The sequence below is a fragment of the Erwinia billingiae Eb661 genome (assembly GCF_000196615.1).
In the GTDB taxonomy this organism is placed as follows: domain Bacteria; phylum Pseudomonadota; class Gammaproteobacteria; order Enterobacterales; family Enterobacteriaceae; genus Erwinia; species Erwinia billingiae.
Genome location: NC_014306.1, coordinates 3510288 through 3529763, shown reverse-complemented (window position 1 = coordinate 3529763; position 19476 = coordinate 3510288). Strand labels below are relative to the sequence as shown.

The 19476-nt window shown below is 56.5% G+C and carries 22 protein-coding genes; 20 read left to right on the top strand and 2 right to left on the bottom strand.

The window, feature by feature from the left end; genetic code table 11:
- Positions 1–36: 36 nt before the first annotated feature.
- Genes ccmA through mlaA form a run of 10 tightly spaced genes read left to right on the top strand, consistent with a single transcriptional unit; the run spans position 37 to position 7794 of the window.
- Positions 37–654, top strand: coding sequence for a cytochrome c biogenesis heme-transporting ATPase CcmA (ccmA, locus tag EBC_RS17455; protein WP_013203167.1), 618 nt, complete (start codon positions 37–39; stop codon positions 652–654).
- Positions 654–1313 carry a heme exporter protein CcmB gene (gene ccmB / locus EBC_RS17450; RefSeq protein ID WP_013203166.1) on the top strand — a complete coding sequence of 220 codons (660 nt, stop codon included), beginning with the start codon at positions 654–656 and terminating at the stop codon, positions 1311–1313. Before ccmA ends, ccmB begins: the two co-directional genes overlap by 1 nt.
- A 57-nt stretch (positions 1314–1370) precedes the next feature.
- A complete protein-coding gene (locus EBC_RS17445) occupies positions 1371–2114 on the top strand; it encodes a heme ABC transporter permease (protein WP_013203165.1) in 744 nt (247 codons plus the stop codon).
- Entirely contained in the window at positions 2111–2344 is a 234-nt protein-coding gene (gene ccmD / locus EBC_RS17440; protein WP_013203164.1) for a heme exporter protein CcmD, read from the top strand. Before EBC_RS17445 ends, ccmD begins: the two co-directional genes overlap by 4 nt.
- Positions 2341–2832, top strand: coding sequence for a cytochrome c maturation protein CcmE (gene ccmE / locus EBC_RS17435; RefSeq protein WP_013203163.1), 492 nt, complete (start codon positions 2341–2343; stop codon positions 2830–2832). Before ccmD ends, ccmE begins: the two co-directional genes overlap by 4 nt.
- Positions 2829–4784, top strand: coding sequence for a heme lyase CcmF/NrfE family subunit (locus tag EBC_RS17430; RefSeq protein WP_013203162.1), 1956 nt, complete (start codon positions 2829–2831; stop codon positions 4782–4784). Before ccmE ends, EBC_RS17430 begins: the two co-directional genes overlap by 4 nt.
- Positions 4781–5338, top strand: coding sequence for a DsbE family thiol:disulfide interchange protein (locus tag EBC_RS17425; RefSeq protein ID WP_013203161.1), 558 nt, complete (start codon positions 4781–4783; stop codon positions 5336–5338). Before EBC_RS17430 ends, EBC_RS17425 begins: the two co-directional genes overlap by 4 nt.
- A complete protein-coding gene (locus EBC_RS17420) occupies positions 5335–5790 on the top strand; it encodes a cytochrome c-type biogenesis protein (protein ID WP_013203160.1) in 456 nt (151 codons plus the stop codon). Before EBC_RS17425 ends, EBC_RS17420 begins: the two co-directional genes overlap by 4 nt.
- Positions 5790–7001, top strand: coding sequence for a c-type cytochrome biogenesis protein CcmI (gene ccmI, locus EBC_RS17415; RefSeq protein ID WP_013203159.1), 1212 nt, complete (start codon positions 5790–5792; stop codon positions 6999–7001). The genes EBC_RS17420 and ccmI overlap by 1 nt, the downstream gene beginning before the upstream one ends.
- Before the next feature lie 31 nt (positions 7002–7032).
- Positions 7033–7794 (top strand): phospholipid-binding lipoprotein MlaA, encoded by a 762-nt coding sequence (gene mlaA, locus EBC_RS17410; protein WP_013203158.1) that lies wholly within the window; start codon positions 7033–7035, stop codon positions 7792–7794.
- Between the two features lie 63 nt (positions 7795–7857).
- Here the strand turns inward: mlaA and fadL are convergent, their stop codons facing one another.
- Entirely contained in the window at positions 7858–9141 is a 1284-nt protein-coding gene (gene fadL, locus EBC_RS17405; protein WP_013203157.1) for a long-chain fatty acid transporter FadL, read from the bottom strand.
- Positions 9142–9518: 377 nt separating this feature from the next.
- Between fadL and EBC_RS17400 the strand changes: the two genes are divergently transcribed.
- From EBC_RS17400 to sixA, 4 genes are all read left to right on the top strand, one after another.
- Positions 9519–9815, top strand: coding sequence for a YfcZ/YiiS family protein (locus tag EBC_RS17400; protein ID WP_013203156.1), 297 nt, complete (start codon positions 9519–9521; stop codon positions 9813–9815).
- 165 nt (positions 9816–9980) lie between these two features.
- A complete protein-coding gene (fadI, locus tag EBC_RS17395; protein WP_013203155.1) occupies positions 9981–11291 on the top strand; it encodes an acetyl-CoA C-acyltransferase FadI in 1311 nt (436 codons plus the stop codon).
- Between the two features lie 5 nt (positions 11292–11296).
- Complete coding sequence (fadJ, locus tag EBC_RS17390; RefSeq protein ID WP_013203154.1) at positions 11297–13471, top strand: fatty acid oxidation complex subunit alpha FadJ; 2175 nt, start codon at positions 11297–11299, stop codon at positions 13469–13471.
- A gap of 170 nt (positions 13472–13641) precedes the next feature.
- A complete protein-coding gene (gene sixA, locus EBC_RS17385) occupies positions 13642–14124 on the top strand; it encodes a phosphohistidine phosphatase SixA (RefSeq protein ID WP_013203153.1) in 483 nt (160 codons plus the stop codon).
- 36 nt (positions 14125–14160) lie between these two features.
- On the opposite strand, the gene smrB is transcribed toward sixA, so the two are convergent.
- A complete protein-coding gene (smrB, locus tag EBC_RS17380; RefSeq protein ID WP_013203152.1) occupies positions 14161–14712 on the bottom strand; it encodes an endonuclease SmrB in 552 nt (183 codons plus the stop codon).
- Positions 14713–14900: 188 nt separating this feature from the next.
- On the opposite strand from smrB, the gene prmB reads away from it, so the two are divergent.
- From prmB to EBC_RS17350, 6 genes are read left to right on the top strand one after another with little or no spacing between them, the layout of a single operon-like run.
- Positions 14901–15833, top strand: a complete 933-nt coding sequence (gene prmB, locus EBC_RS17375; protein ID WP_013203150.1) for a 50S ribosomal protein L3 N(5)-glutamine methyltransferase — start codon at positions 14901–14903, stop codon at positions 15831–15833.
- A 24-nt stretch (positions 15834–15857) separates the two neighbouring features.
- Positions 15858–16943, top strand: coding sequence for a chorismate synthase (gene aroC, locus EBC_RS17370; protein WP_013203149.1), 1086 nt, complete (start codon positions 15858–15860; stop codon positions 16941–16943).
- Between the two features lie 4 nt (positions 16944–16947).
- Positions 16948–17772, top strand: a complete 825-nt coding sequence (gene mepA, locus EBC_RS17365; protein ID WP_013203148.1) for a penicillin-insensitive murein endopeptidase — start codon at positions 16948–16950, stop codon at positions 17770–17772.
- Between the two features lie 9 nt (positions 17773–17781).
- A complete protein-coding gene (locus EBC_RS17360) occupies positions 17782–18585 on the top strand; it encodes a sulfite exporter TauE/SafE family protein (RefSeq protein WP_013203147.1) in 804 nt (267 codons plus the stop codon).
- Between the two features lie 11 nt (positions 18586–18596).
- A complete protein-coding gene (locus EBC_RS17355; protein ID WP_013203146.1) occupies positions 18597–19142 on the top strand; it encodes an elongation factor P hydroxylase in 546 nt (181 codons plus the stop codon).
- A gap of 30 nt (positions 19143–19172) precedes the next feature.
- On the top strand, positions 19173–19454 hold the full coding sequence (locus tag EBC_RS17350) for a YfcL family protein (protein WP_013203145.1): 282 nt from the start codon (positions 19173–19175) through the stop codon (positions 19452–19454).
- Positions 19455–19476 lie beyond the last annotated feature (22 nt).

Genomic DNA, 19476 nt, shown 5'->3' with positions numbered 1-19476 from the left:
TATTTCGCCCAATTCTACTAAGCGCGAATTTTTTTGATGCTGGAAGCCAACAATCTGACCTGCGTACGCGATGAACGCACGCTGTTTAACGATCTCAGTTTTACCGTTTCAGCGGGCGATATTGTCCAGATTGAAGGGGCGAATGGGGCAGGGAAAACCTCTCTGCTGCGGATCCTTGCCGGGCTTAGCCGGGCCGAACAGGGCGAGGTTCTGTGGCAGCAAAAGCCCATTCGTCACCAGCGTGAAACCTGGCACGCCGCGTTGCTGTACCTTGGGCATCAGCCCGGTGTGAAAGCGGTACTGACCGCACGCGAGAACCTGCATTTTTATCATGCCAGTCAGTCTGAAGCGTCACTGATGGCGGCGCTGGAAGAGGTGGATTTAACCGGATTTGAAGATGTCGCCGTCTCCCAGCTTTCCGCAGGCCAGCAGCGTCGTGTGGCGCTGGCCAGATTATGGTTAAGCCGCTCGCCTTTATGGATTTTGGATGAGCCGCTCACCGCGATTGATAAATCCGGCGTGGAAAAGCTGATGGCGCTGTTTAACCTCCATGCTGAGAACGGCGGGGCGGTGATTTTAACCACCCATCAGGATTTACCGTCGGCACATCGCACAGTTCGCAAAATTCGTCTTACCTCTTCGGAGGTAGTCTGATGTTCTGGCGTGTCCTTAAGCGCGAACTGCGCATTGCGTTTCGCAGTGGCTCGGAAATCATTAATCCGCTGTGGTTCTTCCTGATCGTGATTACCCTGTTCCCGTTGGGAATTGGGCCAGAACCTAAATTGCTGGCGCGTATCGCGCCGGGCATCGTTTGGGTGGCGGCATTGCTTTCCTCGTTGCTGGCCCTTGAACGCCTGTTTCGTGATGACTTTCTTGATGGCTCGCTGGAACAACTGCTGTTGTTGCCGACGCCACTGCCGATAACGGTTTTGGGGAAAGTGGCCGCTCACTGGGTGGTAACCGGCCTGCCGTTATTGTTGCTATCTCCTCTGGCTGCTTTACTGCTTTCGCTGGATTTTGCCAGCTGGCGAGCCATTGCCCTGACGCTGCTGCTGGGTACGCCAACCCTGAGTTTTCTTGGGGCCATCGGCGTTGGACTGACCGTCGGATTGCGTCGCGGCGGCGTATTACTGAGTTTGCTGGTATTGCCGTTGGCGGTGCCGGTGCTGATATTTGCCAGTGCAGCCATAGACGCTGCCGGCATGGGATTACCGATTGACGGCTACCTGGCTATATTGGGAGCCCTGTTGGTGGGCAGTGCCACCTTGGCGCCGTTCGCCACCGCCGCAGCATTGCGGGTTAGCGTGCATTAACTGATTTCTAATAAAAAACACCAGAACGCTTTTTCTTTTTATGTGAGCAAAATAATAATGTGGAAATGGTTACATCAACTCGGTAAGCCCGACCGGCTATACCGGTTATGCGGTCGTTTGGTGCCCTGGTTCGCGGTGCTGGGCGTCGCAGCACTGTTACTGGGCTGGATTTGGGGATTTGGTTTCGCCCCGGCCGATTATCAGCAGGGAAACAGCTACCGCATCATGTATATCCATGTCCCGGCCGCCATGTGGTCAATGGGTATCTATGCCTCAATGGCTATCGCTGCCTTTATTGGTCTGGTCTGGCAATGGAAAACCGCCGACCTGGCTGCTGCCGCCATGGCGCCGGTGGGCGCGGTGTTTACCTTTATTGCGCTGATCACCGGTTCTGCCTGGGGTAAGCCGATGTGGGGCACCTGGTGGATTTGGGATGCCCGCCTCACCTCTGAACTGGTTCTGCTGTTCCTTTATATGGGCGTCATCGCCCTGTACAACGCCTTTGACGACCGCCGGATGGCGGGACGTGCCGCCGGGATCCTGATCCTGGTCGGCGTGGTTAATCTGCCCATCATTCATTACTCGGTGCAGTGGTGGAACACCTTGCATCAGGGTTCCTCCGGCATGCTTCAGCAGTCGATTGACCCCAGCATGCGCTCGCCGCTGCGCTGGTCGATCCTCGGTTATCTGCTGGTGTTCATCTCACTGACGCTGATGCGCTTGCGCAATCTGCTGCTGTTTACCGAACGCCATCGCCCGTGGGTGGCTGAACTGGCAGCGAAAGGAGGGCGTAAAGCATGACCCCAGCATTCTCATCCTGGTCAGCATTCTTTGCCATGGGCGGTTACGCCTTTTATGTCTGGCTGGCGGTTGCCTGCACGCTGATTGCCCTCGCCGGGCTGGTGCTGCACACCGTTATCCAGCGTCATCGCCTGCTGCATGACATTCGCCAGCGTCAGTCGCGGGAAAGTCGCATCCGCGCCGCCAAAAGTAAAAAACGAGCCAGTGAAGCCGCAGGAGAACAACAGTGAATCCGCGCCGTAAAAGTCGCCTGATCATGGTGACAGCAATTCTGGTAGGGCTCGGCCTGGCCACCTCTTTGGTGATGTACGCGCTGCGTTCAAACATCGACCTTTTTTACACACCCGGTGAAATTATTGACGGTAAAGGGGAAGCCCACGCGAAGCCCGAACCCGGCCAGCGCCTGCGCGTCGGCGGCATGGTGATGCCGGGCAGCGTGAAGCGCGATCCGCAGACGCTTCAGGTCTCCTTCAAATTGTATGATGCCCGTGGCGTGATCAGCGTTAGCTATCTCGGCATTCTTCCTGACCTGTTCCGTGAAGGACAGGGCGTGGTGGCACAAGGTGTGCTGCAGAACGGCAATCTGGTGGAAGCCAAGGAAGTGCTGGCAAAACACGATGAAAAATATACGCCGCCAGAAATTGAGGACGCGATGAAAACCAATCCTAAAGGCCCGCAGTCGGCCTATCAGCCACCCGTACAAGGTGGCCAGTCATGATGCCGGAAATCGGCAGTTTTCTGCTCTGTCTGGCGCTGGCTATTTCGCTGCTGTTAAGTATCTACCCGCTGTGGGGCGCCGCCCGGCAGGATCGCCGTTTAATGGGGCTGGCGCGCCCGCTGAGCTTCGCGCTGTTTGCCTGTATCCTTGGCGCTTTTGCGATACTGGTTCATGCTTTTATCGTCAACGATTTCAGCGTGGCCTATGTGGCGACCAACTCCAATACGCTGCTGCCGGTTTACTACCGTATTGCGGCCACCTGGGGTGCGCATGAAGGCTCGCTGCTGCTGTGGTTGCTGTTGCTCAGCACCTGGACGCTCGCCGTCGCGCTGTTCAGCCGCGGCATGCCGATGGATTCCATCGCGCGCGTGCTGGCAGTGATGGGAATGATTAACCTCGGTTTCCTGCTGTTTATCACCCTGACGTCGAATCCGTTTACCCGCACGCTGCCGGACTTCCCGATCGACGGTAGCGACCTGAATCCGATGCTGCAGGATATCGGCCTGATCTTCCACCCGCCGATACTCTATATGGGTTACGTGGGCTTCTCGGTGGCCTTTGCGTTTGCGATCGCCTCGTTGATGGCGGGCAGGCTGGATACCGCCTGGGCGCGCTGGTCACGCCCGTGGACCACCGCAGCATGGGTCTTCCTGACCGTCGGCATCGTGCTGGGTTCGGCCTGGGCTTATTATGAGCTTGGCTGGGGCGGCTGGTGGTTCTGGGATCCGGTTGAAAATGCGTCCTTTATGCCGTGGCTGGCCGGCACCGCGCTGATCCACTCGCTGGCGGTGACCGAAAAACGCGGCACCTTTAAAGCCTGGACAGTGCTGCTGGCGATAACCGCCTTCTCACTGAGCCTGCTGGGGACGTTCCTGGTTCGTTCTGGCGTGCTGGTGTCGGTACACTCGTTCGCATCCGATCCGTCGCGCGGGATGTTTATCCTCGCCTTCCTGGTGATTGTTATCGGTAGCTCGCTGCTGCTGTATGCGGTGAAGGGCAGCAAAGTCCGCAGCCGCGTGCAGAATGAAGTCTGGTCGCGCGAGTCCTTCTTACTGGGTAACAACGTGCTGCTGATCGCCGCGATGCTGGTGGTCCTGCTGGGAACGCTGTTGCCGCTGGTGCACAAACAGCTGGGCCTTGGCAGTATCTCGATTGGCGAACCCTTCTTTAATACCCTGTTTACCTGGCTGATGGCGCCAATGGCGCTGATGCTGGGCATTGGCCCACTGGTGCGCTGGCGTCGTGATGAACCGCAGAAACTGTGGAAGCGTCTGGCGGTGGCCTTAGTGGGGACGCTGGTGCTGTCGATCCTGCTGCCGTGGTTGATGCAGGACCGTATCGAAGCGATGGCGGTCGTCGGCCTGCTGATGTCGATTTGGGTCATTTTCCTGACGCTGATGGAGCTGCACGAACGCGCCACTCACCGTCACAGCTTCCTTAAAGGGTTAACCCATCTTTCCCGCAGCCACTGGGGAATGGTGTTGGGTCACCTGGGCGTGGCGGTGACGGTTATCGGTATTGCCTTCAGCCAGAACTACAGCGTTGAGCGCGATGTGCGCATGCGCGCGGGCGATACGGTCGACATCCAAAACTATCACTTCACCTTCCGCGATGTGCACAACCTGCAAGGGCCGAACTATACCGGCGGCGTCGGCATTATCGACGTCACGCGTAACGGCAAGCACGAAGCGACACTGCACGCGGAAAAACGCTACTACAGCGTGGCGCACACCATGATGACCGAAGCCGCGATCAACGGCGGCTTCACCCGCGATCTGTACGCCGCATTAGGTGAAGAGCTGGGCGATAACGCCTGGGCGGTGCGTATTTACTACAAACCTTTCGTTCGCTGGATCTGGTTCGGCGGTCTGTTTATGGCCGTTGGCGGTATTTTCTGCCTGTGTGACCCGCGCTATCGTTCACGCAAAAAAGCAGAGAAGGAGCTGGCATGAGCAAGAAAATTCTTTATATCCCGCTGGTGCTGTTCCTGCTGCTGGCGGCGGCCCTGATGTGGCAGCTGAACCGCAATGCGCACGGTGACGATCCCACGCTGCTGGAGTCGGCCCTGGTCGGCAAGCCGGTGCCGGTGTTTAAGCTGGAATCACTGGATCAGCCGGGTAAAACCTACAATCAGTCAGTACTCACTGACGGCAAACCGATCCTGCTGAACGTCTGGGCGACCTGGTGCCCGACCTGCCGGGCCGAGCATCAGTATCTGAATTCGCTGGCGTCAACGGGCGTGCGCGTGGTCGGGCTGAATTATAAGGACGATCGCAATAAGGCGATCAACTGGCTGAACACGCTGGGCAACCCCTATGCACTGAGCCTCTATGACGGTGATGGCATGCTGGGGCTGGATCTGGGCGTCTATGGCGCGCCGGAAACCTTCCTGATCGATGGCAAAGGGATTATTCGCTATCGCCACGCCGGGGATCTGAACGACGACGTGTGGAACCGTGAAGTGAAGCCGTTATGGGATAAATACAGCAAGGAGGCGGGTGCATGAAAGGGATCGTCCTGATTTTAGTGCTGTTTCTCAGTGGCAGCGTGCTGGCTGACAACATTGATACCTATAAATTTTCTTCCGTCGATCAGGAGCAGCAGTATCGCCACCTGACGGAATCGTTGCGCTGTCCAAAATGCCAGAACAACAGCATCGCCGATTCCAACGCGATGATCGCCAGCGACATGCGGCTGAAGGTCTATGAACTGCTGCAAAACGGCCAGACGCCGGATCAGGTTAAGCAATATATGGTGGCGCGCTACGGCAATTTCGTTACCTATGAACCGCCGGTAATGCCATCAACCCTGATTTTGTGGGCCGGTCCGGCGCTGTTTGTGATTATTGGCGCGATGGTGATCGTACTGCGCAGTAAAAAGCGCAGGCCAGATGACGAGATGGATGCGGAACAGCAACAGCGCCTGAATGCGCTCTTAAAGAATAACAGGAAGCAATAATGGGTGGATTCTGGTTAACCATTCTGGCGCTGTTAATAGCGTCCTGCGCGCTGTTGCTGATTGCCGGCGGGCGCAAACATCGCCCGGTTTCAATTGAACGCGATGCGCTGAATAAAGCCTTTTATCATCAGCGTCTGAAAGAGCTGGAAGAAGATGAAGATCAGGGTGTGGTGGGCGAGCGGCCAGAGATGGTGCGTGAGTTACAGCAAACCCTGCTGCACGATATCCCAAAAGATGAAGAGATCGTTGAACGTAGCGTAGGGCGTTGGGTGCTGCTGCCTGGCGTGCTGGTGCTGATCCTGGTCAGCCTGGGCTTCTACTTCAAAACCGGTGGCTTTGCGCAGGTGATGTCCTGGCAGCAGGTGAAAAACGATCTGCCGGCCTTGCGTGCGCAGGTGATGGATCCCGCTGCCAAACCGTTGACCATGGAAGAACTGGCGCGGCTGGGGCTTGGCGTGCGCAGCTCGCTGCAGGACGATCCGCAGAACGTCAACGACTGGCTAATGTTGGGGCGGATCGGCATGGTGCTGAATAATGCCGATACGGCCACCAAAGCCTTCCAGCGCGCGATGCAGCTGGCGCCCAATAATCCCGAAGTGAAGCTCAGCTACGCGGACGTACTGACGCGTTCTCCCGATCCGGAAGATAATCGTCAGGCGAGCGTGATGCTGAACGAGATGATCAAAGCGGACGGTGATAATCTGCGGGTGCTGAGCCTGTTGGCATTTAATGCTTTTAGTCAGCAGCACTATCCTGAGGCCATTGCCGTTTGGCAAAAGATGTTACAATTGTTACCTGCTGACGATAAGCGCGGGGTAATGATCCAGCGCAGCATCGAGCAGGCAAAAACGGAATCCGGTAAGCAAAACAGCCATCTGGCGCTTTCCGTCACTCTGGCCCCGGGTGCAGAAAAAATGTTACCCGCTGGCGGAGTGTTGTATATTTCCGTTGCTGATGGTGTTTCTCCCGTCCCGGTGGCGGTGAAAAAATTACCGTTAAGCCATTTTCCTCTATCGCTGACGCTGGATGACAGCAATGCCATGATGCCGGAGCGGCTTCTTTCTGCTCAGCATCAGGTTCAGGTACGCGTGCGTATCTCACGTGATGGCAGCGCCAACCCGCAGTCCGGGGATTGGTTCGGCACCAGTGCCGTCACGCCATTTGATGGTCATCAGCAACTGTCTGTTGAGATTAATCAGCAGCAGCCATAGGCGGTATTACACAGAAGACAGGGAGTAAGAGATGAGCTACCGCGTGACGGGTGTAGCGCTGGCCAGCGTGCTGCTGATAGGTTGCGCCAGTTCGAATACGGCAGATGAGCCACAAGGGCGGTCCGATCCGTTCGAGGGCTTTAACCGCTCGATGTTCAACTTTAACTACAACGTGCTCGACCCGTACGTGGTTCGTCCTGTGGCGGTGGCCTGGCGTGACTATCTGCCGGTGCCTGCGCGCACCGGGCTGAGTAACTTCTTCAGCAATCTTGATGAGCCGTCGACGATGGTCAACTACTTTATTGAGGGTAAACCTTATAAAGCGATGATCCACTTCAACCGTTTCTTCCTGAATACCATTCTGGGGATGGGCGGCTTTATCGACGTGGCGAGCATGGCGAATCCAAAGCTGGCCAAAGAAGAGGCGCGTGGGTTTGGTAGTACGCTGGGGAATTACGGCGTCGGCTACGGTCCTTACGTTGAAGTGCCGGGCTACGGTGGCTTCACCCCGCGTGAGGATGTCGGTGGGCTGGTTGACGATCTTTATGCGCCGCTCAGCTGGCTGACCTGGTGGATGTCGGCAGGGAAGTGGGCGTTGGAAGGGGTTGAAACCCGTGCCCAGCTGCTCGATTCAGATGCGATGCTGCGTAACTCGAAGGACCCTTATGCCTTTGTGCGTGCGGCATACTTCCAGCATCATGATTTCCTCGCCAGCGATGGCAGGCTGATCCCGCAGGAAAACCCTAACGCCTCGGCGATTCAGGGCGATCTCAACGATATCGACTCTAACTAACCGTTGCGGTGATATAAAAAAAGGCCTGTCTTGCGACAGGCCTTTTTTGTTGCCGGCGTGATATCAGAACTTGTAGTTAAAGTTCGCGCCGTACAGCCAGGCTTTACCGGTAGAGTTAAAGGTGTAAGGGCCTTCTTCTACAGTGACATGCTGACCGTGCATATAGGACAGGCCAACGTCGACGGAAGCATCCTGGTTAAAGGCGTAGGAAGCACCGGCGCTCAACCACAGACGATCCTGATCCGGGATAGAGATGGAACGGTTTTCTGCCGGGACCGGGCTGTCATCAAAGGCAATACCGGTACGGAAGGTCCAGTTTTCATCATAGAAATAGGACGTTCCCAGCGCGATGCGGTAAGCATCCTTAAAGCTCTCATCTTTATAGAACAGCGTCTGGCCATTGCTGCCGGTCGCTTTCAGCTCCTGGAACTGGCTCCAGCTGGTATAGGTCAGGCTGTAATGCACGGCCCATTGCGGCGCCACTTTATGGTAACCGGACAGCTCCCACATTTCAGGCAGGTTCAGGGTCAATGCGCCCGGAACAGTTTGACCGCTGGTACCGTAAGGCAGGCCGAAATTACCCGCCTGATTAATTGGGTTAATATAGGTTGGGATGCTGCTCTTATAATCGCCGTCAAAGTCGATTTTAACTTCAGAGCGGTAAGTAAAGCCGAAACGGTTATTCGGGTCCACTTCATACAGAATACCGGCATTCCAGCCGTAACCCCATTCATCCCCTTTCAGATGGGCAATCTGCGTATCTGCTGGCAAGCCCAGGGCGGCACCGGATTCACCCGCATAACGTTCAATCTTGGCACGGGCATAAACCGCATCAAAGCCCACACCAAAACTGAAGTTCTGATTAAGACGATAAGCGGTGCTTAAATTAAAGTTCACCGTTTGCAGATCGGTTTTACCGCCATATCCGCCCGCGGTGTAGTCATCATTAAATTCGGTTGCCAGGCCATAATTGGAGGTTGCCGACGCGCCTAACCACCATTGATCGTTAATAGGCTGGACGTAATGAAGGTTGGGTACCCATTGCGTTGGCGCAATATTATTGGCATCCAGACTTTGTCCTGACTGGCTGTCGCCACTGATATTGACATCAGGGTCAATAAATACGGCACCGACAGAAAACATCGGTCGATCCATTAACGCCATGGTGGCCGGGTTACGGCTGGCAGATGCCGCGGTATCCCCCATCGCGCCTTCGCCTGAATAAGCGCGTCCTAAACCTATGGCCGAAAATTCATTCAATTGAAAGCCGGCTGCGTAAACGTTAGAAGAAACAATTGCCACTGCAGCTGCGAGAGCAGACTTCGCAAACAGGTTTTTATGGTTCATGACCACAACCTCATTTATTTGATTTTTATTGAACTTTGTCACGGATGTAACAAAGGTTCACGAATTTTAGGGACTGACGTACGGCTAACAAATCAGACCAGTGGCACCAGTATAGGTCCGACCTGTATCGATGTTGCAATATTGTTTTATAAATATTTCTGAAATGATCTAAGAAAAGCGATCTGCTTAACAAAAAACTGCGTGTCTGAATTGAACCTATCGAGTCTAGCTTGTTTCAGATCAAATTTGACGTGGATATATGGCACTTATTGGCGCTATATCGCGCAATTGCCAGACAGCCTTTCGCCGCAGGGGTAACATAGCGGCCAGCGAATACACTTTCTGCCGCAACCCGCGCGGCTAACAGGAGATTTCCCATGTCCCATGCCATTAATAAATGCAGCGCCAATGAAACCGCCGCCTGCTGTTGTGTCGATGTTGGTACGATCATGGACAATACCGACTGCACCGCAAGCTGGAGCCAGCTGTACGGCACTCGCCAGCAGGCGGAAGCCATGCTCAGCCAGCTGACGGAAAAAGCGCGTCAGGTCGAATCCGATCCCTGCCAGATTGACGCGCGCTTTAGCGAGCAGCCTGAGGGTGTGCTGCTTGACGCTGATTTCACCTTCAGCTGCCAGGCTGAAACGATGATTTTTCAGCTCGGCCTGCGTTAATCCCCCGTCTTCCGCAATGAGTGGGTTTTCCCACTCATTGTTTTCTAAAGCGTGTTTGCTCTCGCAATTTTCTCTCATTCCGCGTGCACATTGTTAAAATCTGGTTAACCTTAGAGGTCAGACCTGTTAGGCAATGATGCCGTTTGACTGTTAAGGGTAATCAGAATGAGCAAAGCGCTTCCTTTGCTGACGCGTCAGGGCGATCGCATCGCTATTACACACGGACTCCGCACCCCGTTTGCCCGCCAGGCAACGGCATTACACGGCGTGCCGGCGATTGAGCTGGGGCGGATGGTGGTGAGTGAACTCCTGGCGCGTAGCGAACTGCCGCCCGAAGTCATCGAACAGCTGGTGTTTGGCCAGGTGGTGCAGATGCCCGAAGCACCGAATATTGCCCGCGAAATCGTCCTTGGCAGCGGCCTGAGTGTGTCGACCGATGCCTACAGCGTCAGCCGCGCCTGCGCCACCAGTTTTCAGGCAGTAGCGAACGTTGCTGAAAGCATGCTGGCAGGCACCATTCAGGCCGGAATTGCCGGCGGGGCGGACTCTTCCTCAGTGCTGCCGATTGGCGTCAGCAAAAAGCTCGGTCGTATTCTGGTCGATCTCAATAAAGCAAAAACCTTCTCGCAGAAAATGTCGCTGTTCAGCCAGCTGCGCCCGCGCGATTTGCTGCCGGTGCCGCCCGCCGTGGCAGAATACTCTACCGGACTCAGAATGGGTGACACCGCCGAGCAGATGGCAAAAACCCATGGCATTACCCGCCAGCAACAGGACGCGCTGGCTCACCGTTCCCATCAGCGTGCCGCCCGGGCCTGGGAAGATGGCCGCCTGGCGGGTGAAGTGATGACCGCGTTTGTTCCGCCGTGGCGCAAAGCGTTTGAGCAGGACAATAACGTGCGCATGGCCTCGACGCTGGATGACTACGCGCGTCTTCGTCCCGCCTTCGATCGGCAGCACGGCACCGTCACCGCCGCCAACAGTACGCCGCTGACCGATGGTGCCGCTGCTGTGGTGCTGATGACCGAATCGCGGGCGAAAGCGCTGGGCATCGTGCCGCTGGGCTATCTGCGCAGCTATGCCTTTACCGCGATAGACGTCTGGCAGGACATGCTGCTGGGGCCGTCGTACGCTTCGCCGCTGGCGCTGGACCGGGCAGGGATCACCCTGGACGATCTGACGCTGATCGATATGCACGAAGCATTCGCCGCGCAAACGCTGGCTAATCTGAAAATGTTTGCCGACGAGCGGTTTGCCCGCGAGGTGTTAAAACGCCCGCATGCGCTGGGCGAAGTGAACGAAGAGAAATTTAACGTGATGGGCGGTTCAATCGCTTACGGCCATCCTTTTGCGGCGACCGGCGCACGCATGATTACCCAGACGCTGAACGAGTTGCGTCGACGCGGCGGTGGGCTGGGGCTGGTCACCGCCTGTGCCGCGGGCGGGTTAGGCGCAGCAATGGTTCTGGAGGCCGAATGACAACGATGATGACGCACAACCCAGAAAAAGCCTCGGCATTCAGCCTGGTGATGCGGCTGGATAACGTCGGGGTAATCACCATTGATGTGCCTGGCGAAAAGATGAATACGCTGAAGGCGGAGTTTGCCGTTCAGATCCGGGAGGTGATCGCCCAGGCGCGCGCTAATTCGCACCTCGCGGGACTGGTGCTGATTTCCGGCAAACCGGACTCGTTTATTGCCGGTGCGGACATCTCGATGATCGACCGCTGCAAAACGGCGCAGGAAGCAGAAGCGCTGGCGCATGAAGGACAGAAGGTGATGGCCGAAATTGCCTCGCTTTCCGTGCCGGTAGTTGCTGCGATTCATGGCGCCTGCCTCGGCGGTGGGCTGGAGTTGGCACTGGCCTGCAATCAACGCGTGTGTTCGCTGGATGATAAAACCCGGCTCGGGCTGCCAGAAGTGCAGTTAGGTTTGCTGCCGGGCTCCGGCGGTACACAGCGACTGCCGCGACTGATTGGCGCATCGAGAGCGCTGGATCTGATCCTCACCGGCAAAACCCTGCGGGCAAAGCAGGCCGTCAAAATGGGGCTGGTGGAAGACGCCGTGCCGCAGGCTATTCTGTTGGAAACGGCGGTGAAGATGGCCCTGAACGGCCGTAAGCCGCGAAAAACCTTACCGCTGCGCGAGCGGCTGCTGAATGCTCCGGCAGGGCGCGCGTTGCTGTTTGCCATGGCGACCAGACAGACGGAAGCCAAAACCAAAGGCAATTACCCGGCCACCCGGAAAATATTGTCGGTGGTGAAAACCGGCCTGCTGAAGGGCAGTATTATCGGCTATGCCGCAGAAGCCAAAGCCTTTGGCGAGCTGGCGATGACGCCGGAATCACAGGCGTTACGGTCGATTTTCTTCGCCACCACCGAGATGAAAAAGGATCGCGGTGCGGATGCCAGCCCGCGTGAACTGAAAGCGATTGGCGTGCTGGGTGGCGGCTTAATGGGCGGCGGCATTGCCTATGTCACCGCAACGCGTGGCAAGTTGCCGGTGCGCATCAAAGACATTAAGCCGGAAGGCATTAATCATGCGATGAAATACAGCTGGGATTTGCTGAGCAAAAGCGTGCAGCGTCGGCATCTGCGCCCGGCAGAGCGCCAGCAACAAATGGCCCTGATTGGCGGCGGCACCGACTACCAGGGCTTCCATCATCGTGACGTGATCATTGAAGCGGTGTTCGAAGACCTGACGCTGAAGCAAATCATGGTGGCAGAGGTTGAAGCCAATACTTCGGGCCAGACGATTTTTGCCTCCAATACCTCCTCGCTGCCGATTGCTGATATTGCAGCTAACGCCAGCCGGCCGGAAAACGTCATCGGCCTGCACTATTTCAGCCCGGTAGACAAAATGCCGTTGGTCGAAGTGATCCCGCATACCACCACCTCGGCCGAAACCATCGCCACCGTGGTTTCGCTGGCGAAAAAGCAGGGGAAAACGCCGATTGTGGTGGCCGACCGGGCCGGATTTTATGTTAACCGCATCCTGGCACCGTACATTATTGAAGCCATGCGCTGTTTGCTGGAAGGAGAGCCGATCGACAGCATCGATCGGGCGCTGGTGAAGTTCGGTTTCCCGGTCGGGCCAATCCAGTTACTGGATGAAGTGGGCATCGACGTCGGCACGCACATTATGCCGGTGCTGGAACAGGCCTGGGGCGAGCGCTTTAATACGCCTGACGCCTTTGCCGCGGTATTGAATGATGACCGTAAAGGGCGCAAGAATGGACGTGGCTTCTATCTCTACAACCGTAAAACCTTCAGCCGTAAAAAGTCGGTTGATGAGAGTATTTATAAACTGCTTAAGCTAGACCCCAAAAGCCATCTCAGCGCCGATTCTGTCGCTGAGCGCTGTGTGATGATGATGCTGAACGAAGCCGCGAGAACCCTCGACGAAGGCGTGATTCATTCCGCCCGCGATGGCGATATTGGCGCGGTGTTTGGCATCGGTTTCCCGCCGTTCCTCGGCGGCCCGTTCCGCTATATGGATCGTCTGGGGGCGGCGGACGTGGTCAACACATTAGAGCGGCTGATGCAGTCACACGGCGAACGTTTTGCCCCGTGCGAGGCGCTGAAGCGACGGGCAGCCAGCGGCGAACGTTTTTACAAAACGGCGGAAAAATCGAATAGCCATGCCGATTCAGGGGGTTAGATTTTACCGCAAAACAGGGGCGCTTTAGCACTGTTCTGGAAAGCGCTCATTTAATAAACAATCGGTTGACTATACTCAAGGCATTAGGGTACAACACAGCGTTCATTCACTGAATGAAGAGTCGGGAAGCTGTGTTTTCCGGCGTTTACGTTTAACAACAGCGGTGCATTATGCAAGTTTTCATTATGCGTCACGGCGATGCGGCATTAGATGCGGCTAGTGATTCTGTACGACCTCTGACTCATTGCGGATGTGATGAATCACGCCAGATGGCGAAATGGCTTAATGGCCAGACAGTAGATATTGAACGTGTGTTAGTCAGCCCGTACCTGCGTGCTGAACAGACGCTGGCTACGGTGCGTGAAGCACTGATCCTGCCGGAAGGGCAGGAGGTCTTGCCTGAACTGACGCCTGGCGGCGATCCCGCGATGGTGGCCAGTTACCTGCAAGTGCTGGCGAAAGAAGGGGTGAAATCTGTATTAGTGATTTCCCACCTGCCGTTGGTGGGCTACCTGGTGTCTGAGCTCTGCCCGCAGGAATCGCCGCCGATGTTCGCGACCTCGGCCATTGCCCGTATCGACTACGATGCTGACAACGGCACCGGTAAGCTGGAGTGGCAGGTCAGTCCTTCCAAACTGGCGAAAGCGATGTGATGTTACAGGGCCAGGCGATCTGGCCCTGACGCCGTCTTAAGGTAATTCTGGCGGCATCCACTCTTCCACCTCAATCAGCACCAGCAGCGCGGCATCGCCGCCGAACAGCTTGGGCGCCTGATGAAATGCCATCACCATCGGATGCTGTGCCAACCACAGCGGCGACTGCTGCTTCAATACATGCTTGCCGTGGCCGTGCATCACGCTGGCGCAAAAAATGTGCTCACGTCGGCACGCTGCAATCAACGCCCCCAGCTCTTCCTTGGCCTGCCGTTGCGTAAGCCCATGCAAATCCAGAAAAATTTCCGGCGTGTAATCGCCACGCCTCAGCTTTTTCAGCTCGTAATGGCTGACATCACTGCGCACGTAGCGCGTGGGGCCTTCCTCGGCCAGCAAAGGCTGAAATTCATCGGAAAAATAGTGACTGGCATCCATCTGCTCAGAAATCAGCTTTTTCTGCGGAACCACCGCGAGGTTTTTCTTCTGCGGTTTATGGACAATGGTGTCCTGCGCCAGCTTTCGGGTGCCGGTCATTAATCCGCGAAACAACGCCTGATCTTCGGCGCTGAGGGGCTGTTTTTTACTCATCAGGTTCTCATTGTCCGGCTTTATAAGGCAAAACGGCGCGGAACGTCGTCTTCAGGAAATGCTGACAGTCTACCCTGAGTTGTGGCGGCAAAAAACAAATGTCAGCTTTTTCACACCGCCGCGCTGAATTATGGCCCGCTTCATGGCAAACTAGCTGCCGAGTTTTAGTAAGGCCTGTGGAGGGCACTTTGGACAAAATTTTCGTCGATGAGGCAGTCAGTGAGCTGCACACCATTCAGGATATGCTGCGCTGGACGGTAAGCCGTTTTTCCGCCGCCGAGCTCTGGTATGGTCACGGCACCGATAATCCCTGGGACGAAGCGGTTCAGCTGGTGTTACCCACGTTGTATCTGCCGCTGGATATCCCGGAAGATATGCGCAGCGCACGGCTGACATCCAGCGAGCGCCATCGCATTGTCGAGCGCGTGATCCGCCGCATCAACGAACGTATTCCGGTCTCCTACCTGACCAACAAAGCCTGGTTCTGCGGACACGAGTTCTATGTCGATGAACGCGTGCTGGTGCCGCGTTCGCCAATCGGCGAGCTGATCAACGATCGCTTTGCGGCGCTGATCCCGGATGAGCCGAAATATATTCTGGATATGTGCACCGGCAGCGGCTGCATCGCCATTGCCTGTGCCTATGCCTTCCCGGACGCCGAAGTGGATGCGGTCGACATCTCCACTGACGCGCTGGCGGTGACCGAGCAGAATATTGAAGCGCATGGCCTGACCCACAGCGTCACGCCGATCCGCGCCGATCTGTTCCGCGAACTGCCAAAAACCCCTTACGACCTGATCGTCACCAATCCGCCGTACGTGGATGAAGACGACATGGACGATTTGCCAAACGAATACCGCCATGAGCCTGAACTGGGCCTGGCCGCCGGACGTGATGGTCTGAAGCTGGCGCGCCGTATCCTGGCTAACGCGCCAGATTACCTGAGCGAGCAGGGCGTGCTGATTTGTGAAGTGGGCAACAGCATGGTGCACATGATTGACCAGTACCCTGACGTGCCGTTTACCTGGCTGGAGTTTGCCAACGGCGGCGACGGCGTCTTTATGCTGACGCGTCAGCAGATCGTCGATGCGCAGCACCACTTTGGCATTTTCAAAGATTAATAAAGAACAATAAAAGAGGTCATCATGGCTGGTAACACTATTGGGCAACTGTTTCGCGTCACCACCTTCGGTGAGTCTCATGGACTGGCGCTGGGCTGTATTGTAGACGGCGTGCCGCCCGGCATTCCGCTGACCGAAGCCGATCTGCAGCACGATCTGGATCGCCGTCGTCCTGGTACGTCACGTTACACCACCCAACGTCGCGAACCGGATCAGGTCAAAATCCTCTCCGGCGTGTTTGAAGGTGTGACCACCGGCACCAGCATCGGGCTGTTGATTGAGAACACCGACCAGCGTTCTCAGGATTACAGTGAGATCAAAGACGTGTTCCGTCCCGGCCATGCTGACTACACCTACGAGCAGAAATATGGCCTGCGCGACTACCGTGGCGGTGGCCGTTCGTCGGCCCGTGAAACCGCGATGCGCGTTGCCGCTGGCGCCATTGCCAAAAAGTATCTGGCACTGAAGCACGGCATCAAAGTCCGCGGTTTCCTGGCGCAGATTGGCGATGTGGCCTGTGAGCTGAAGGACTGGGATCAGGTTGAACAGAACCCGTTCTTCTGCCCGGATCCCTCGAAGCTGGAGGCGCTGGACGAACTGATGCGCGGGCTGAAGAAAGCGGGTGACTCGATTGGTGCGAAAGTGTCGGTGATGGCCGAAAACGTCCCGGTTGGCCTTGGCGAACCGGTTTTCGATCGTCTGGATGCGGACCTGGCGCATGCGTTGATGAGCATCAATGCGGTGAAAGGCGTTGAGATTGGTGACGGCTTTGCGGTGGTCAACCAGCGCGGCAGCCAGCACCGTGACGAAATTCGTGCGGATGGCTTCCAGAGCAACCACGCCGGCGGCATTTTGGGCGGCATCAGCAGCGGTCAGCCGATTCTGGCGAATATCGCCATGAAGCCAACCTCGAGCATTACCGTGCCGGGCAAAACCATCAACCGCTTTGGTGAAGAAGTCGAGATGATCACCAAAGGCCGCCACGATCCCTGCGTGGGGATCCGCGCGGTGCCGATCGCGGAAGCGATGATGGCGATCGTGCTGATGGATCACTTACTGCGTCAGCGCGCTCAGAACGCTGATGTGCACACGGACATTCCTCGCTGGTAACCGAATGAAAAAGACGCTGATGGCGCTTGGTGCGCTGCTGATAAGTGCTTCCTCGCTGGCGGCAACGCCCTGGCAATCGATCCGCCAACCGATTAGCGGCACGCCGCAGTCGATTGGCCAGTTTGCTAACGGCTGTATCGTTGGCGCAGAACAACTGCCGCTGGATGCGCCTGACTATCAGGTGATGCGTCAGGATCAGCGTCGCTACTTCGGCCATCCGGACCTGATCATGTTTATTCAGCGTCTGAGTACGCAGGTGCATAACCTGCAGCTCGGCGAAGTGTTGATTGGCGATATGGGCATGGCTGCCGGTGGGCGCTTCAGCAGCGGTCACGCCAGCCATCAGTCGGGACTGGATGTGGATATCTGGCTACAGCTGCCTAAATCGCGCTGGTCCTCAGCGATGCTGTTAAAGCCTCAGCCACTGGATTTGGTGGCGGCGGACGGTAAAAACGTGGTCGCGCGCCACTGGCAGCCGGAAATCGACAGCCTGATTAAACTGGCGGCGAAAGATGACGATGTGACGCGCATCTTCGTCAATCCGGCGATTAAAAAGCAGCTGTGTGCCGATGCTGGTGCCGATCGGGACTGGTTACGCAAAGTGCGTCCATGGTTCGGTCACCGCGCGCATATGCATGTGCGTTTGCGTTGCCCAGCGGGCAGCTTACAGTGTCAGGATCAGCCCGCGCCGCCGGCCGGTGATGGCTGTGGTGCCGAGCTGCAAAGCTGGTTCCTGCCTGCCAAACCGGGCAGTGGTGCGCCAGTGAAGCGCGAGCCGCCGCCGTTACCGCCATCCTGTCAGGCGTTACTGGATAAACATTTGCTTTAGGGATCGAAGATGGATTGGTTCGTCGTCAGCCCACTGTTTGTTGGGCTGCTGTTCTTTGTCGCCATGCTGGCCGGGTTTATCGATTCGATTGCCGGTGGCGGCGGGCTGTTAACCGTGCCGGCGCTGATGTCCGTGGGCCTCTCTCCCGCGCAGGCGATTGCCACCAATAAATTGCAGTCAGTCGGCGGCTCGTTCTCGGCGAGCCTCTATTTTGTCCGTCGTGGCGCGGTCAATCTGCGCGAGCAGCGGCTGAATATCGGCATGACGTTTCTGGGTGCAGTGACCGGCGCCATTCTGATCCAGCATTTGCAGGCCGAATTGCTGCGGCAGGTTCTGCCGATCCTGCTGATCGCTATCGGGCTGTACTTCCTGCTGCTGCCGAAAATTGGCGAAGAGGATCGCCAGCGTCGCCTCCACGGCTTGCCATTTGCGCTGGTGGCCGGTGGTTGCGTCGGCTTTTATGACGGCTTTTTTGGTCCCGGCGCGGGCTCTTTTTACGCGCTGGCTTTCGTCACCCTGTGCGGCTATAACCTCGCAAAATCCACGGCCCATGCCAAAGTGCTGAACTTCACCTCCAATTTTGGTGGCCTGCTGTTCTTTATGTTTGGCGGCAAAGTGGTGTGGGGAACCGGACTGGTGATGCTGGTGGGCGCCATCTGTGGTGCCCGGTTAGGTGCACGCATGGTGTTAAGCCGTGGGCAAACGTTGATCCGCCCGATGGTGGTGATCGTGTCTGCTGTGATGAGTGCAAAACTGCTTTACGACAGTCATGGCGCGGCGATTGCGGCCTGGTGTCACCATCTGTTGGGTTGAGAAAAGAAAGAATGAACGATAGCCACCACTACACGCAGCTGATTGAAATTTTTGACCGCTGCTTTTTTGCCGATTTTCAGACACGCCTGATTAAAGGCGATGACGAACCGATCTATCTTCCTGCTGATGACGACGTGAATTATCACCGCGTGGTGTTTGCTCACGGCTATTACGCCAGCGCGCTGCATGAAATCTCGCACTGGTGCATTGCCGGTGCTGAACGCCGCAAGCAGGTTGATTTTGGCTACTGGTATTGCCCGGATGGCCGTGATGCCATGACGCAGAACCAATTCGAAACGGTAGAAGTGAAACCGCAATCGCTGGAGTGGATGTTTTGTGTTGCGGCAGGGTTTCCCTTCAATGTAAGTTGTGACAATCTCAACGGAGATTGTGAGCCGGATCGCATCGCGTTTCAGCGCAAAGTCCATGCTCAGGTCATGACGCATCTGGAACAGGGCCTTCCTGCTCGTCCAGCCCGATTGATTGCTGAACTCTGCTCGTATTACTCAACGCCCCCGCTGACGGCGGCACAGTTTCCCTGGCCAGAAGACCTGTGATCGTGGGGACAGGAACGAATAAGGAATTTTATGATCGATGAATTTGAGGCGCGTATTCTGGCCCTGATCGACGACATGGTGGAAAGCGCCAGTGACGACGAGCTGTTTGCCAGTGGTTATCTGCGTGGGCATCTGACGCTGGCCGTGGCTGAGATTGAACTCTCCGGCGAGCATACCCCTGAAGCATTACAGATTCAGGTGCAGAGAAGTCTGCAGAACGCCATCCAGGCCGGTGAACTTTCTCCGCGCGATCAGGCGCTGGTGATTGGCATGTGGGACAACCTGTTCCTGCAAGCGCGCAAACCTTCCTGAAAACTAGGCGGCCACCGTGCCG

What these genes read in the sequence shown, in the direction of transcription:
- EBC_RS17425 (WP_013203161.1), top strand. Translation starts at nt 4,781, where the DNA reads ATGAGCAAGAAAATTCTTTATATCCCGCTGGTGCTGTTCCTGCTGCTG.
- fadL (WP_013203157.1), bottom strand. Translation starts at nt 9,141, where the DNA reads ATGAACCATAAAAACCTGTTTGCGAAGTCTGCTCTCGCAGCTGCAGTG.
- EBC_RS17400 (WP_013203156.1), top strand. Translation starts at nt 9,519, where the DNA reads ATGTCCCATGCCATTAATAAATGCAGCGCCAATGAAACCGCCGCCTGC.
- ccmI (WP_013203159.1), top strand. Translation starts at nt 5,790, where the DNA reads ATGGGTGGATTCTGGTTAACCATTCTGGCGCTGTTAATAGCGTCCTGC.
- EBC_RS17420 (WP_013203160.1), top strand. Translation starts at nt 5,335, where the DNA reads ATGAAAGGGATCGTCCTGATTTTAGTGCTGTTTCTCAGTGGCAGCGTG.
- EBC_RS17445 (WP_013203165.1), top strand. Translation starts at nt 1,371, where the DNA reads ATGTGGAAATGGTTACATCAACTCGGTAAGCCCGACCGGCTATACCGG.
- EBC_RS17350 (WP_013203145.1), top strand. Translation starts at nt 19,173, where the DNA reads ATGATCGATGAATTTGAGGCGCGTATTCTGGCCCTGATCGACGACATG.
- fadJ (WP_013203154.1), top strand. Translation starts at nt 11,297, where the DNA reads ATGATGACGCACAACCCAGAAAAAGCCTCGGCATTCAGCCTGGTGATG.
- ccmB (WP_013203166.1), top strand. Translation starts at nt 654, where the DNA reads ATGTTCTGGCGTGTCCTTAAGCGCGAACTGCGCATTGCGTTTCGCAGT.
- smrB (WP_013203152.1), bottom strand. Translation starts at nt 14,712, where the DNA reads ATGAGTAAAAAACAGCCCCTCAGCGCCGAAGATCAGGCGTTGTTTCGC.
- ccmA (WP_013203167.1), top strand. Translation starts at nt 37, where the DNA reads ATGCTGGAAGCCAACAATCTGACCTGCGTACGCGATGAACGCACGCTG.
- EBC_RS17430 (WP_013203162.1), top strand. Translation starts at nt 2,829, where the DNA reads ATGATGCCGGAAATCGGCAGTTTTCTGCTCTGTCTGGCGCTGGCTATT.
- mlaA (WP_013203158.1), top strand. Translation starts at nt 7,033, where the DNA reads ATGAGCTACCGCGTGACGGGTGTAGCGCTGGCCAGCGTGCTGCTGATA.
- ccmD (WP_013203164.1), top strand. Translation starts at nt 2,111, where the DNA reads ATGACCCCAGCATTCTCATCCTGGTCAGCATTCTTTGCCATGGGCGGT.
- sixA (WP_013203153.1), top strand. Translation starts at nt 13,642, where the DNA reads ATGCAAGTTTTCATTATGCGTCACGGCGATGCGGCATTAGATGCGGCT.
- EBC_RS17355 (WP_013203146.1), top strand. Translation starts at nt 18,597, where the DNA reads ATGAACGATAGCCACCACTACACGCAGCTGATTGAAATTTTTGACCGC.
- mepA (WP_013203148.1), top strand. Translation starts at nt 16,948, where the DNA reads ATGAAAAAGACGCTGATGGCGCTTGGTGCGCTGCTGATAAGTGCTTCC.
- fadI (WP_013203155.1), top strand. Translation starts at nt 9,981, where the DNA reads ATGAGCAAAGCGCTTCCTTTGCTGACGCGTCAGGGCGATCGCATCGCT.
- EBC_RS17360 (WP_013203147.1), top strand. Translation starts at nt 17,782, where the DNA reads ATGGATTGGTTCGTCGTCAGCCCACTGTTTGTTGGGCTGCTGTTCTTT.
- aroC (WP_013203149.1), top strand. Translation starts at nt 15,858, where the DNA reads ATGGCTGGTAACACTATTGGGCAACTGTTTCGCGTCACCACCTTCGGT.